9 protein-coding genes are annotated in these 16,276 nt (G+C 43.2%); 1 reads left to right on the top strand and 8 read right to left on the bottom strand.

What is annotated here, in order from left to right; translation table 11 throughout:
- Positions 1–26: 26 nt before the first annotated feature.
- From AB7E53_RS03170 to AB7E53_RS03135, 8 genes are all read right to left on the bottom strand, one after another.
- Complete coding sequence (locus AB7E53_RS03170) at positions 27–1,349, bottom strand: sigma-54-dependent transcriptional regulator (RefSeq protein WP_446774126.1); 1,323 nt, start codon at positions 1,347–1,349, stop codon at positions 27–29.
- A 143-nt stretch (positions 1,350–1,492) separates the two neighbouring features.
- Positions 1,493–1,717, bottom strand: coding sequence for a hypothetical protein (locus AB7E53_RS03165; protein WP_068183519.1), 225 nt, complete (start codon positions 1,715–1,717; stop codon positions 1,493–1,495).
- 1,233 nt (positions 1,718–2,950) lie between these two features.
- On the bottom strand, positions 2,951–5,437 hold the full coding sequence (locus AB7E53_RS03160) for an ATP-binding response regulator (protein WP_446774143.1): 2,487 nt from the start codon (positions 5,435–5,437) through the stop codon (positions 2,951–2,953).
- 284 nt (positions 5,438–5,721) lie between these two features.
- A complete protein-coding gene (locus tag AB7E53_RS03155; RefSeq protein ID WP_446774124.1) occupies positions 5,722–7,122 on the bottom strand; it encodes a Gfo/Idh/MocA family protein in 1,401 nt (466 codons plus the stop codon).
- Positions 7,123–7,271: 149 nt separating this feature from the next.
- A complete protein-coding gene (locus AB7E53_RS03150) occupies positions 7,272–9,005 on the bottom strand; it encodes a RagB/SusD family nutrient uptake outer membrane protein (RefSeq protein WP_446774122.1) in 1,734 nt (577 codons plus the stop codon).
- A 12-nt stretch (positions 9,006–9,017) separates the two neighbouring features.
- A complete protein-coding gene (locus AB7E53_RS03145) occupies positions 9,018–12,296 on the bottom strand; it encodes a TonB-dependent receptor (RefSeq protein WP_350457099.1) in 3,279 nt (1,092 codons plus the stop codon).
- A 104-nt stretch (positions 12,297–12,400) separates the two neighbouring features.
- Positions 12,401–13,414: a FecR family protein gene (locus AB7E53_RS03140; protein ID WP_446772656.1), complete on the bottom strand. Its 1,014-nt coding sequence runs from the start codon at positions 13,412–13,414 to the stop codon at positions 12,401–12,403.
- 201 nt (positions 13,415–13,615) lie between these two features.
- Positions 13,616–14,197: an RNA polymerase sigma-70 factor gene (locus AB7E53_RS03135; protein ID WP_079684246.1), complete on the bottom strand. Its 582-nt coding sequence runs from the start codon at positions 14,195–14,197 to the stop codon at positions 13,616–13,618.
- Positions 14,198–14,451: 254 nt separating this feature from the next.
- Between AB7E53_RS03135 and AB7E53_RS03130 the strand changes: the two genes are divergently transcribed.
- Positions 14,452–16,276 (top strand): bifunctional alpha,alpha-trehalose-phosphate synthase (UDP-forming)/trehalose-phosphatase (locus tag AB7E53_RS03130; RefSeq protein ID WP_446774119.1); only part of this gene is annotated, 1,825 nt, incomplete at its 3' end.

The following is a 16,276-nucleotide window of genomic DNA, read 5'->3' as shown; positions in this document are numbered from 1 at the left end:
TTCACTATTTAACATCTACACACACTTTAAAGTTCAATATTATAGTATTTTATTTTATTATAAAGTGTTTTTCTATCAATACCTAGTATTTGAGCTGCTTTGGACTTATTATTTGAGGTTTGTGACAGGGCAGAAAGTATCAACTCTTTTTCATGATCTTCGTTGCGCAAGGGTTCGTGCGTTAAATTCTGATTATGGCCGTTTTGTTTAAATTCTTCCGGCAATTCATTTAATGTTATATACTTTCCTTTTGCAAGCAGTGTAGCATACCTGATTACATTTTTCATCTGGCGCAGATTTCCCGGCCAACCATAACTTTGGAACAAATTGATTGTTTCGTTATCGAATCCAAGAATGGATTTACTTAACTCTGCATTTGCAACATCCAAAAAATTGTTGGCAAACAACATAAGATCTTCTTTTCTTTCACGAAGATCCGGAATCCGGATGGAGAATTCGTTTATACGATGATACAAATCTTCTCTAAAGTCGCCTTTATCTATCGCCGACCTTAGATTTTCGTTGGTAGCAGACAGCAGTCGTACATCGATTGTTATCTCCTGGTTACTCCCAATCGGTTTGATTTTGCGTTCCTGCAAAGCCCGCAACAATTGCACCTGTACTTCGTAGCTAAGGTTTCCTATCTCGTCCAGAAAGAGTGTCCCTCCATGCGCCGCTTCAAACGCCCCTACCTTATTATCAATTGCTCCGGTAAAGGATCCTTTTATGTGGCCAAAAAACTCCGAAGCAGCCAGATCTTTGGGAATCGCCCCACAATCCACGGCAACAAAGGGAGCATCGCTGCGCTTACTCAAATCATGAATCCGGCGAGCAATATGTTCTTTACCCGTACCACTGGAACCATTAATCAGTACAGACATATTCGTTGGGGCAACCAAACGAACATGTTCATACATCTGTCGGGCCAGCTGGCTTTTTCCTTCAATGTACGAACCGGTCTCTTCGGGCTGTTTCTCTTCGGCTTCGACAGGGTTGGTTAAATTTTCATGTATTTTTGTGAGCAACAAATCCGGCTGAACCGGTTTGGATATATAATCGGAAGCCCCCAACTTCATTGCCTTGACTGCCGTTTGAATATCGGCATAACTTGTCATCATGATTACGGGCAACAGAGGATTCTGGACTTTCACCCATTGCAATAAATCGATCCCATCACTATCCGGCAATCGTAAATCGGAGATAATAAGTTCAAAATCTTTGTCGGAAAGATGTTGTTTCGCATCTTTCACATTCGCTGCCGAAGTGACATCAAATCCTTTTTTACCCAACCATGTTGAGAGCATTAAAGAAAAAGTCAGATCATCTTCAACAATTAGAATCCGCACCATAATTATTTTCAGAATTAAGAATATACAAAAGTAATAAAATTAATCTTATTGATAAAGTAGTATTTTCTTTATCTGCGTAATTAACAAAAAAGGAGTCCCCGTAAGCAGTGACTCCTTTCTGTATATTAAACTCAATTAATTTATTATTTTGCCTCTTTCTTTGCAGCCTCCTTACAGCATTGCTTTTTGTCGGCAGTAGCTGTACAGCAACTCTTCTTGTCGGCTTTTTCTTTACAACATTCTTTCTTTTTATCACACTGCTCTTTTTTTACTTCACTTTTAGCCGGAGCTTTTTTAGCATCCTGAGCATTAACGGTCAAAGCTGTTACGCTAGTCAACACTGCGATAGCAATTAAAAATTTCTTCATAACTTCTTTAATTAATTGATTTACTGATCTACGTATAGTATCAAAAGATACCGCAGCGAAAATAATATGTTTTCTTTATTTCACAACCAAATTTTTAGTTAATTAAACAGAACATTTTTATCGGCGTCAAAAGTTACTCCCTATTGAAATCTGATTGGAGTATCGAACTCCTGCCACCCTTACACAAAAGCATGTCTGTTTCTGGTATAACCATCGGGTGTAAAATATTTCAGGATGGATTTTGTGAAAGTGTCCAGACTTTCAGTAGAATCATTTCTGATATGTCTGGTTTCTCAGGTTAAAGAATCTAATATTGTCTGCTCAAATCAGTAAAAGTCATACTTAAATCAGTAAAAGTCACAACACCCCCTTTGCGTAAATTTTCCCTTAAGTGAAAAAAAAACTTCCCTTAAGGGAAAAATATTTTTTACTTAAGGGAAAATTTGCAGGTACTTCGCTTCTCATTTGCAGGTACTTTTTCTCTAAAATGTATATACATTTTGCGTTGTTTCCTATGACTTCTAAAATTGAAAGATATATGAATCACTCATCAAAGATATATGAACTGTTTGTCAAAGATATATGAACTTTCGCCCAAAGATATATGAATCATTTCCCGATCCTATAGGATTGAATTTCAAACATAATAAGTGGTCGGATGCCTGATTACAATCTATTAAACCATACAAGGCGGCATCGCGAACACGCTTACAGATGACAGATGAAAAGCATCTGTCACACAGCATCTGTCATGCCCGGAACCCTCATCAATAAAGGGATCTGCCATCAAAAATGAGAGATGACAGATGATTTTGAAAAAATTCAATTTGGCTGCACGTAGGAAGCTTTGAAAGCAAAAAAGCACCCCATAAGAGGTGCTTCCTTGTGTTTTGCAGACTTAAATAAATTCGTATTTCTATTCTTTTCTTATAATCATACTCTCTCCTCCATTTTTACTGCATTACTACTCATATTTTATTCTCAATTTATACAAACATTGTCAATGCTGCCACACTAGATAGAACAACAATAAAAACAAATACCTTCTTCATGATCTTCAACCTCCACTTTTTCATTCTTAACCAGGTTCGTTATTAAAAGAGAATCGAAAATCATGCCAAAGAATCGTTTGTTTTGAGAATAATATTAATATTCTCATTTACAGACCATAGTAAAATTACGGGCCGTAAATGAGAATATAAGGAGTGAGGAATCGCAGCCACACCTGTGGAATTAATCTACAATCTTATGCCGTATAGAGGAAACAATCTTTCCAATTTTATCGATTGAGCTGGTCATAAGAGACGACCATTCGGCATCCGAAAGCGGGTCCGACTTCTTCTCCAACGTTTCCAGCGCAGGAGTCAGATCCTTCGCACCTATCATAGAGAACAGGGGTAAGAATTTATGAGCCAGTCTGGCTGCCTCTTTCCTGTCCTTTTTCTCCAAAGCTTTCTTAAACAGACTCAGATTATGACTGGTCTCGTCGCAAAAGGTCTTCAGAATCGCATTAGACGCCTGGGCATCGTCTCCGGCAAAAGCCGTAAGTGCATCCAAATTTAATTCGGAAGCAGCAGAAATATGATCCGGGAAAATTGTTCTTAACAGATCCTGCAGTTGCTTAAGGGTATAGGGCTTGGTAAGAAACGCAGTAAAACCGGCGTTTGCCAGATCGGAGTCGTTGGGAACGCTTCCGGAAAGAGCAACCACAGGCATCGATGCTATTTCCTTATTATCAAGCGATCTGATCACTTTAAGAAGTTCGAAACCACTCATCTGAGGCATCTGTATATCCGTAATCACAAAATCATAGGACTCTTTCTGAAGCAGCTCTTTTACCTTCGAAGCATCGGAACATTTCTCCACAAGTATCCCCTGATAACCAAGCAACTCTTTGGCCAGAGCAAGCTGTATCGGATCGTCGTCAACCAGCAAGCAGTGAAGAGATGGTTTAGAGTCGGATGGTTGGACGGCTGACAAATCCGCATCAACCGCCTTCACCTCTTGTACCGAGGTTGCAGCCAATGGGATATCTACACAGAACATACTGCCCTTTCCCACTTCACTTTCGAAGGAGAGCGTACCGTTCATCAACACTACCAGCTTATGAGTAATGGCCAGTCCCAGTCCGAATCCATCGGCTCCTTCGCTTCCGGCAACCCGGGTAAACTCATTGAATAACTTATTTTTATCGGCTTCCGGAATGCCACATCCCTGATCCGAAACAATAATGTGTAAAGTATATTTACCTGATTCATGGGTAACTTCATAGCCCAGCACAACCGATCCCTTTGCCGTGAATTTAATGGCATTGGAAAGCAGGTTGCTGATAATCTGTCTGATTCGGATAGGATCTCCTTCCATAAAAAGATCTTTGGCCTCATTCTTCTCGTGTATCACAAACTTCAAACCTTTCGTATCTGCCATGGGCTTGAAGCTGAGATAGATTTCGTTTAGAAGCGAGGATACATTAAACGGAACAATATTGAATTCCATCTTATTGGACTCGAGGCGATGGAAATCCAACAGGTCGTTAACCAATGCCAGTATATGCCCCGAAGAAGCATTCATATTATCCAGATAGTATCGCTGTCTCCCATCGGGATGGAGCCGTTGCAGCAATTCGGTATATCCAATAATCGAAGATAGCGGGGCACGGATATCGTGACTGATGGTAAGCATCAACTTTTCACGCATCACCAGTAAGTCTTCCGCATATTTCTTGGCTTTCTCCAACTGTCTGCGATAGAATTTACTACGCGATACGTCTTTAGCGATCAGGTAGACAAACAACAGAACAATTATGACGGAGAGTATGGCAACCGCCGCGATAAACCGTGAAGCTGAACCTATTATCTGCTGTTTGCTGTTCATGCTTTCCAGTGAAGCGTTCAGCTCCTGACTCTCGATATCGCGCAACATGCTATCTACTTCGCGGGAGATCTGACGGTTATCGTATCTCAACTTCCCGGCATATTCTACAATAAGTGCATAAAGTTCTTTCCGTTGTCCGGCTACATTGCGCTGCAATCGTTTCAATACACTCGAAATGGTATCCGACGGATTATATACTCCGCCCGTTTTATCGGCGATATACTCGCGGGACGATCGTCGAACTACACCGCTGTCTCCTTTTGAAGGCGAAAACACATCGGCTACCCGTTTTAAGAAACTTTTTGGTTTTTTCTTTACAAACACCGTGTCTTCGTGCACCTGCACCTTCTTAAGCATAGCCACCTCTTTGGCCAGTTTATCCTGCGAAGCCAGCACTTTATTGATGTTCTGGTTGTATAGCTTTTCAAAATCTGCATCATTCCAGATGCTAAGGAGCTCTTTAGTGTTATATCTCTTACGTTCGATCAGAGAGCTGATCGTATCAATAATGACATGTTGGGAGGAATCGTTGGACAGCATACGGAGCGAATCCAAATTTCGCTGAGCAAGATCGAAGGTTTCATCCAGAATCGCTCCGGGATTCACTTCGGTAGTATCTGCCTTCTTACCAAAGTCAACAAACTGACTTAATGCTTCGCTTTCGTACAGCAGCGACTGCGTATTGGTAACCAGGTACACTTTCCGCCTGGAGATATCATCCGTTGTATTTTCTGTTGCAAATTCTTCTACAATATTAAAAATGTAGATTACCGAAAGGATGGCTGCTGCGATAAGTAAGCCATACCCTATAAGGACTTTTCTTGTAATATGGAAACGCTCTTTCATCACACATCTTGTATTTTGAGCAAAAGTAATAAAATATACAAAAGAACAACAATCTTGCATTACAAAGTATAGGAACTAACTACTTTAACATGCACCAGAATAATGAACCACTGCAGGCAGGTTAAGCGAAAGGCTAAGCAGGGAATCATTAATACAAAACAAGTATGCTGTAAATAGAAAAGGGTGCCTCATCAAACGGAGACACCCTTGTTCAGGTAAAATTATATATCAATTATTGAACATCTTACTTCGGAAAGTAAGACATAGATCAAAGTTACAATTTATTATAGAGCAAATGCCGGTTTACGGTGAATCCACTGACCACGAGTAAAGTCGGGGAAGTCAACAACCGCACCGCCTCTGGCAACCGACATCTCAGACAAGCCCGAGATAGCACTCCATGCAGCTGCATCGTAGCAGTCCATCGGAGCCGGTTTCTTATTTCTGATTGCGTCGATTAAGTCGTACATCATGATGTAGTCCATACCACCGTGACCAGCTTCTTTGGCTTTCGCCTCCAGTGAGCTCCACAATTTGTGGTCGTACTTCTTGAACCACTCCTCAGAATCATCCCAGTAGTGAGGTTTAGCCGACTTTCCTTCAATGTATACATGATCGCCGTCATTCATCCACAAGCCATCCGTTCCCTGAATACGGAAACCTAAAGAATAAGGACGTGGAGAGTTGGTATCGTGTGTAACAATAACAGTCTGACCATTTGCACACTTAATCATAGAAGTAACAATATCACCACAATTAAAGCGTAGTTTAGCCAAAGGATGATTTTCGCCACCGTTATCTACAACGAATTTATGAAGACCACGTGATTGAGTAGCCATTGCCGATAATGAAAGGAAACGGTTACCACGGTTGATGTCCAAACAGTTGGCTACCGGACCGGCACCGTGAGTTGGATACAGGTCGCCGTTACGTGTGATAGAATGGTTTGTTCTCCATTGAGCTTCTGCAAAAGCCTCTTTACCCATTTTCAATTCGCCGCCCGGTATGTAGCTATAGTTCTTTCCGTCGTTGAATTTGATATTACGTAAATCGTGCTCGTAACCACAACGGGCATGAATCACCTCGCCGAACAATCCCTGACGGGTCATATTAAGTGCAGCCATCACATCCCTGCGATAACATACATTTTCCATGATATTAAGATGGCTGCCAGTTGCTTCGGATACATTAACTAAGTCCCAGCACTCTTCAAGCGTATTGGCTGCAGACACCTCAACACCTACGTACGGAACGCCGGCCTTCATAGCTGCAACAGACATAGGTACGTGCCATTCCCATGGGCTGGCAATGATAACACAGTCAAACTCTTCGTTGTTAAGCATCTGTTCAAATGCACGTTCGCTGCCTGTATATACCTTTGGAGCTGCTACGTTAAATTTGGCAATATGTTTCAGTGTGCTGTCAAGCGGTCCTTGCTGTATATCGCAAATGGCCACAATCTTGTTTCCTTCAATGGCAAGCACATTGTTAATGTGTTCCTGACATCTGGATCCGGTTCCGATAAAACCAAAACGAAGTTTACCGTCGTCTTTTCCGGCTGGTTTCTTTTTTGCTTGTGTTTCTGATAAATTAGCTGCTACAGCATGATTGGCTACTGCAAGTCCTGCAGTTCCAATACCTGCAACTGTCATCTTCTTAAGAAATGATCGGCGCGTGTTTTCCATTTTTAAAATAAATTAATTATAATACGTTTTGTGTGTGTTTAATTCGCAAAATTAAAGGTTTAAATTTACGAAACAAACAATTATCAAATTAAAAACGGGACAACAACGGAATTAATCCGTTTTGTTGTCCGTTTTTTTATTAATAATCCTTAGGGATTTTGTGTCAATTTACAATTAATGCTTGCGTAAGCATTGATCTGATCTTGCGGGATAAACTGAACTACCCGTGTATCTGTTGCCTTAATTTCTTCCATGGCGTTATGCGGACCCGGATAATGGCGTGTCAATGTTCCTCCGTTACGGTATACATCAAAACTGCGTTCTGCTTCGTAAGCAAGCTCCAATTGTCTTTCCTTATCAATCAGTTTGGCGGCATTGGATGCGTTAAGCGAAGTATAACCTTGACCCGGTAACGAACGCTCGCGAATCACATTCAAATTAAGTACAGCATTGGCATAGTCACCCTTCTTGGCGTAACACTCTGCTAGGTTCAGATACATCTCTGCCAGGCGGGAGATGATGGGTGAATGCAAATGAGATTCGCCCTCCTGTTTTGAGCACTTGTAAATGTAGAACATCGGATAAACCCTGTTCAGGAGCATCATGTAATCTTTCACCCCTTTATAGGTCTTGCCTTTGTAGTTGATTGAATAATAACCCTGTTCCTTATCTAATTCGGTAAGCTGATAGGTAGTGGTAACATCTTTTCCGTCAACCTGCTCTGTTATCTGCACATACAAAGAACCATCCGTATTGTATTTGATCGGGCTCTGAACATAGTTGTAGTTTGTCTGCGCACCGCTTGCATTGTAAACATCCTTGATAAAGCGGAAGGCTTCAATCTTTTTATTCTCATCCTGACCTACATACTGGGGTACGATGAATGCAGAACGGGCATCTTTTCCGCGGCCTGTCTCATCCAGCAATTCCATATACTTGGCACTTGCATACATTTCACCCCAGCCCATTCCGTCGATGTTGGCATACATACCACCTATACCGTAGTAATGATCGTATCCTGAAAACTCGGACGATACACGCTTAACCGCAAAGATGGTTTCCGTTTGTGCGCCGTCTTCGGGCGAGAAAGTATTGTATTTCATAAAATTCTCTCTGTTGAGAAGCTGGTAACGACCACTTTCAATCACCTTTTTAGCATAGTAGATGGAAGAATCTGCATAGGTTGTATTGGGGTTCTCGTACGTACCGCTCATGTACATGTACACCCTCGACAACATGGCCTGAGCTGCCTCGCGGGTGGCATAGGCGGCTGTCTTGTTTTCATTCATCAGCGCCTCACCTTTACGGAGGTCGGCAATTGCCTGCGCATAGGTATCTTTAACCGAAGCACGGTCCGGCAAAACCAGGTTGTTCAGGTCGGCCGGCAATCCGTTTACGATGGGAACCCCCAGGTTTGTTTCGGGCGACTGATAATAAGGTCTTCCATACGCTCTGCACAGATAGAAATACATGGTACCACGCAGGTAGTAAGCCTCACCCAGACGCTGATCAACTTCGGGAGTCTCGCCCTCTTCAACCAGCTTCATCAGGTCGCTTGCCTGCGAGATCACCTTATAGCTGTTATTCCAGAATGTATTTAAACGACCGTTGGAAGGAGTATGCTGATAAGATATAAATGTATAGAAAGCATCTGTAGACGAACCCCTTATCATCATATTGTCGCCGGCATATTCGCCAACGCGGTGCATTACATCCGACCAACCCTTCAGCTGAGCGTAGCAACCATTCAATAATATATCAAGCGAGGCTTGTTTATCTTCGGTGATTTTATCTGCCGAGTATTTATCATAAGGCAACCGTTCAATGTCGCAAGCCGTAAATGAACATGCGGCTGCCAGTGCTATTGTTAGTATCTTTTTCATCTTTTCTTACAATCAAAATGTTACATTAAGGCCAAACATAAACTTACGGGTAGACGGATACACAGCCGTTGTTACCCCTGTGATTTTCCCATCATGGGGAGGTATTTCCGGGTCAACACCCGAGTAATCGGTAAGCGTAAACAAATTCTCGCCAGAAACGAACAGACGCAGGTTCGAGATATACCACTCCGGCAAAGCCAGGTTATAACCAATGGTAAGGTTACGCAGTTTCAGGTACGATCCGTCTTCAAGAAAACGAGAAGAGGCTTTGTTTGAGTTCGTACCGTTGTTATAAATTCCCTGTGGATGCGTTGCGATATCGCCGGGCTTCTCCCAACGGCTCCAGCCATCCTGCAGTTTCATCTGGTTACGGTCTGTATAGGTACCATCCGAGTCATACTCGGCACGGGCATAGTTATAAATCTTGCCGCCTACCGAATAACCGAATACAGCCGACATATCTAAGTTTTTCCACGACAGGTTGGTAGAGAATCCTCCGAAGAAATCGGGAGTATAACGATCTATCGCAATCTGATTCTTAGAAGCATCACCGTAGCTGAAAGTCTTCACCCTTTCGCCATTGGCATCGGTCTTATACCACTGAGCCTTACCCGTTTCAGGATCAACTCCGGCCCATTCTGTAAGATACCAGGTATCCACATCCAATCCGGGTTTCAGCAATTTCGAAGCAGAACCGGCGATACCGGCACCGTCGCCAACGATAATTTCAGATTTATCACCATACAGTTCGGTCACCTTGTTACGGTTTAACCCGATGTTCGCATCCACACTCCAGTTCCAGTCTTTCGACTTGATAATATCAGCACCAACCGAAAGTTCGAAACCGTCGTTCTGTACACAACCTACGTTACGCCAGATACTGGTAACCCCGATGATACCGGGCAATGGCACCTGATACAGTAAACCAGAAGTATTTTTATGATAATAATCCAATGTTACACGTACGCGGTTAAAGAAAGAAGCATCTACACCCACACCGGTTGTATAGGTCTTTTCCCAGGTAAGATCGTCGTTTTTAACCTGATTAAGGATTGCTCCCGGCAGTTCGTTGTAGCTTTCGCTCAAGCTATAAAGCGCATATTGAGGATACAAAGCACTGGGGCGGTTACCAACCGAACCGTAGCTGGCACGTAATTTGAGGTTATCCACCCAGTCGGCCGTAAAGAAGCTCTCCTTATGGATATTCCATCCACCGCTTATTGAGAAGAAGTTACCATATTTAGCGTTGTTCCCGAAGTTGGACGCTCCGTCGCGTCTGAACGAGAACTGAGCCAGGTACTTGTTATCGTAAGCATAGTTTGCATTAAAAATCATAGACTGAACAGCCCATTCGTTACGACTGCTGGCAACCTTCTCGGGTACTGCGGCCACATCGGCCACCAGGAATCCGGGAGCAAAACCGGTAGCAACACCTGTATTGGCTCTGCCAGTGTAGGTATTCCATTCGTAAGCAGCCAATGCATTTACAGAATGCAGGTCGAATGTCTTGTTAAAACGAAGCAACTGGTTGGCATACACACGGTACATATTGCTTGAATAATCCGTGATACGTCCGTTCACCGACAGACCTTCGGACGAGCGTGGGTCTACGTAAGTTGTATAGAAATAGTTTTCGTATTTGTAGTTATTTACAGACGAGAAGGTAAGATAATCTGTAAACTTGATATCGAAGTCAAGATTACCCATAAACTCGTAGGTTGTATAGTCTGTAAAATTCCATTGCAGATCGTACAGATAATTGCTACCCGTAGTATTCACCCAGGTTGGATTAGGAGCATTGCCCACCAGTGTACCATCCTCTTTATACGGACTGTCCCAAGGCATGTTCGAATACATGGCACTTACCGAATGCTGCTGATCATGTACATCCTTGCGAGAGGCACTTACTTGTGGACGCAGATTAAACCAGCTTGCGGGCTTGTAATCTACATTGAAACGGAAGTTATAACGGGTATAATCGTATCCCTTTACCGCACCATTCTCGTCGTACAATCCTACCGAAGTGTACGTCTTCAGCGACTCGTTTCCACCGGCTACAGACACGTTGTAATCTTGTGCAAAGCCCAGCTGGGTAGCTTTATCCCACCAGTCGTAATTGCTGTTACGCAACTCGGTGTTCCAGCGGCCAAAAGAAATCTGCTCCTGGTTGCTGAATGATTTATACAGGTCGTACAACTCTTCGCCGTTCATTACCTCCAGGTTGCCCTTGTTAAGTTCAGTAATACCTAACTTGGCAGAAACATTGATGGTAGCCTTACCTGTTTTACCTTTTTTGGTTGTCACCATAATAACCCCGTTGGCTCCCTGCGAACCATAGATGGCTGTTGAAGCCGCATCCTTAAGGATAGACATGGATTCGATGTCCGAAGGATTCAATGAACCGGCACCGTCACCAACGATTACGCCGTCGATAACCCACAGAGGATCCGTGCTTCCGTTTACGGTCGATTTACCGCGAATTACAATCGCGCCTACATCGCCCGGGCGACCTGATCCGGAGTTTACATATACACCCGGAGCCTTGCCGCTCAACATATTTTCTACCGTAGGCGTGGTTACATCCATCAGTTTGTCTTTACTTACCACCTGCATGGCACCGGTAAGACTCTCCTTTTTCTGTACACCATAACCTACTACCACTACTTCGCCCAACGCCTGCGTATCCTCTTTGATACTGATGGTCATCTTTTTACCGGGAGTAGCTTTGATAATTGTCTTCAGGTAACCTATATAAGTAACCTCAAGAGTGGCATTAGCCGGAACATCCAACGAAAAGTTACCGTCAAAATCGGTACTTGTTCCATTGGATGTTCCAGCTACAAGTACATTGGCGCCTATAACCGGTTCCCCGGTTAAGGCATCAACGACAGTACCTGTAACTTTGGCGGCCTGTTGCGTGATTTGTTTCTCTGAAACAGCATTATTTACGGTGTTCTGTGGTTTGTAAATAATAATGCGATTGTTCTTTAGTTCAAATTTAGCGTTTTGATTTTTTAAGGCGTTTACAAGAATCTCTTCAATCGATTTGTTCTCCATGTCGATAGAGACACGTTCGTTCAAATCGATGTCGTTATTCCTGATAAGGAAGGAGTATTGGGATTTTGACTCGATAACATCGAACAATTCCCGCAAAGTAGAGCTTTTAAGCTTTACAGTGATGGTTGACGTTTGTAGCTCCGAAGCCTGTAGTTGCGACTGTATGGGTAACACAGACAGCAAGCAGGCAGTCAGAAACATTGTCCCATTTTTTTTCAAAAAATTTCGTTTCATTTTGTTTTAGATTTAATCAGTAAAGTGCAAATTCAAAAAAAATTAGTTTTAAATCATTAAGTCTTCTGTTTAGTATCTCATACATCTATTATTTTAGTTAACAATCATTTTTTTCTATCGTATATAATCAGCGTCGAATCTGTTTTCGTCCATACATATTTGTTATCCACATCCACCTCGCGCAAAATCTCATTCAGCGAATAAGTATTATCGAAGCTGCCGGTAAATATCTCTTTTCGCAGGGAATTGCTTTTAAGGATAATCTTCACATTAAAACGGCGCTCCAGCTGTTTGGATATGTCGGCAAACGAAAGCTCGCTGAACTTGAGCTTCCCTCCTATCCAGGCAGAAGCATCCGAAGCCTTAGTCTCCTTCAGGTCCATAGTGGACGAAGACCGGTGGTACGACACCAGCTGGTTGGGTTTCAGAATCACATTGGGCAATGCCGAAGCCTCTTCGTTGAAATGAACATCCACTTTTCCGGAGATAAGGCATACATCCACCGTCTGATCATTCTCGTAAGCCTTAACATTAAAACGGGTACCCAGCACCTTTACATCCAGGGCATCCGATTTAACGATGAAAGGCTTCAGGGAATCGTGAGACACCTCAAAATAGGCCTCCCCTTCCAGATACACCTCTCTGTTTATTTTATTGAATGATTTATTGTACTTTAGGGAAGAACCCGCATTAATCCATACAACCGACTTGTCGGGGAGCACTACCTTCGACTGGGCACCGTAGGGAGTTACCGTTTCAAACCAGGCCATCTCCTCGGGTTGAACAGCCGTTTTACGGCCCACATAGTAAAACGCCACACTAAACGAGATCAGCAGCAGCAAAGAAGCAGCTGCCTTAAACCAAGCGTTGCCGAACAAACTGCGGGCAGATCCGTTTTGTTTCTTTAGCAGCGGCGACAATCTGGTAGCGAAGTTCTCACGCATCTCCGATGCGAAAAGAGGCACATGTGCCGTAGCCCACCAGTCGGACATTTCGGAAAAAATTTGTTTGTGGCTTTCATCCTCCTCAATCCACCGGAGCAATGCCGCCTTATCTTCCTCCGATAGCCGTCCGGAGAAATAATCAAATAACCTGTCTTCTATATGTTCGTCATGCATACTATTTCAATTTATCGGTTAACCTCCGTTGTAAGGAGATTTGTTCGTTTATAAGAAGATACAGCGGTTGTTTCATTTCTGTTTAAAAGAAATGAATATATTTTTAAAAAATTGTACATAAAATAACACTAGAAGAAGGTAGATGCAATCTAAGATGCTTTATATCAGCACACTGAAGAGGATCAAATAAAAATAGAAAAATCAGTATACAAAGGAGAAAAAAGACAAGGTAAAATGGCGGAGCTGTTCTTTTAGCTTGGCAAGAGCGATCCGCACCTGCCCTCTTACGGTGCTGGGTGTAATCTTATTCAACGATGCAATCTCATCGTACGAAAGATTCAGGTAGAGGTACTGTTCAAAAATCTCACGGCATTTTTCCGGTAACTTCTGAATTGCCCGGTTCACAGTCTCCTCAAACTCCTTATTCTCCAGAAAAGACAAAGGATGCTCATCCTGGGTTATCTGTTGTTTCTGGAATTCAATTAAATTATCCTCCACATCCGACAACGAAACCTCCTCCAGCTGTCTCTTTTTCAAATGGTTAAGACAGCGGTTCTGTACCGCACGGATCAGGTAAGAAGAACATGGATAGACCAACGTAGACCGGTTTTCCCACACACGCAAAAACACATCGTTAACAACCTCCTGCGCAATTTCGGGTACGTAAACAAATTTGGTCGCCACCGCACACAAATAGACATAATAGGCATTGTATAACTCTTCAAATGCCCTTGAATCGCCCTTATTTATTTGATGGATAATTTTTTCGTTTACTACTTGCACGGAATTAAAACGGAATTAAGAATGTTGTGGATATAAAATAATAGAGCTGGCAAAAGTAGCAATTTATTTTTAATACGTGGAAATTAAGGATGGTATGTAACCGGAAATAAAGAAGAAAAACGGACTTTACATTACAATATGATTAATAATTTGCATTAATTAATACCAATTTTTGGATTTAAGCCGAAAAAAAATTATATTTGTAAATCTACACAAATTAAGCCGCATGCTGGCTTTTCTAAAATTAATAATATATGAGACTCTTTATCATATCTAACCGACTACCTTTGAAGGCCTCTAAAACAGGCAACAATACATTCGAATTTACCCGAAGCGAAGGAGGGCTGGCCACGGGACTCGGTTCGCTGGACATGGAAATTGAGAAACACTGGATCGGATGGCCCGGTGTTCATACGGAGACTGACCAGGAAAAAGAAATAATAACGGAACATCTTTCCAAGTTTAATTTCCATCCCGTCTTTCTATCGCCCGAGCAGATCGAGAACTATTACGAAGGTTACAGCAACAGCACTCTTTGGCCCCTGTGCCACTATTTTTACTCCTACATACACTACAAAAACATCTATTGGGAATACTACAAACAGGTAAACGAAATCTTTAACCAGGTATCCGCCCTGCACATCCAGCCCGGCGACATCGTGTGGGTACAGGATTACCAATTGATGCTGCTGCCCCAGATGCTACGTAATGCAGTCAAAAAAATCAGTATCGGATACTTCCATCACATTCCTTTTCCTTCCTACGAGCTGTTCAGGGTATTGCCCGAACGAGACGAGCTGCTCAATGGGTTGATGGGTGCCGACCTGATTGCGTTCCACACCCACGATTACATGAGGCACTTTGTGAGTGCGGCAGAGCGTGTGCTTGATCTGCGCTTCAAACTGGACCAGGTTCAAATAGGTAACCGTACCATCTTTGTGGATGCTTTCCCGATGGGTATCAACTACGACCTTTACCACGACGCCATTCTGGAACCGGAGGTACAGGCCAAAGCCGATGAGCTGAAGAAGATGTACGGCAACCATAAACTGATTTTGTCGGTAGACCGCCTCGACTACAGCAAAGGAATCCTCCACCGTATCAAAGGGTTTGAATTGTTTCTCGAAAATCATCCCGAGTTCAAGGAGAAGGTTTCGCTGGCTATGATCATCGTGCCGTCCAGGGATAATGTAAAAAGCTATGCCGACCTGAAATCGAAGATAGACAAGCTGATCGGGGCTATCAACGGGAAGTATTCAACCATCAACTGGACACCCGTGTACTATTTCTATCACAGCTTCGATTTTAACGAACTGGTGGCCATGTACAACATTGCAGACATAGCACTGGTAACCCCCTTGCGCGACGGCATGAACCTGGTGGCTAAAGAATACCTGGCAGCCAAAAGAGACTCGCCCGGCGTACTTATATTAAGTGAAATGGCCGGAGCTGCCATCGAGCTTACCGAATCCATCATAGTAAACCCCAACGACCTGGAACAGATCGAGAAGGCCATATTGGATGCACTGCAGATGCCGGAGCAGGAACAGCTTAAGAACATGAAGCTGATGCAGCAGAAGATATCGCGGCAGACCGTCAACAAATGGGCAAACGATTTTGTAAACGAACTGGAAACCATCCGCAACCAGAATGTGGCCTTCAACAAGAAAAGAATAAAGGAACGTATTACTTCCGAGATTCAGGAGGCCTATCAGAAGGCGGGCAAGCGGCTGCTAATACTCGATTACGACGGCACCCTGGCGCCCTTCAGGAGCAAACCCGAAGATGCCATCCCCACCACCGAGCTTATCACTACGCTTAGCCGGCTTTGCGACGACAAGAACAACCATGTGGTGATAAGCAGCGGACGGGATCACGCCACCCTCGACGCCTGGTTCGGGAACCTGCCGTTAAGTCTGGCTGCCGAACACGGAGCATTTTATAAGCAGAATGGCACCTGGTTCGAAAACATCCACCATGTGTTATGGGACGACGAGATACTGCGTATCTTACAGCAGTTTGTAGACAAAACACCCCGTTCCAAACTTGAAATCAAAAAGACAGCCCTGGTATGGCACT

It is taken from the genome of Macellibacteroides sp. (genome assembly GCF_050251695.1).
Lineage (GTDB): Bacteria > Bacteroidota > Bacteroidia > Bacteroidales > Tannerellaceae > Macellibacteroides > Macellibacteroides fermentans.
The sequence above is the reverse complement of the archived record's forward strand: the minus strand, read 5'-3'. Positions and strand labels throughout refer to the sequence as shown.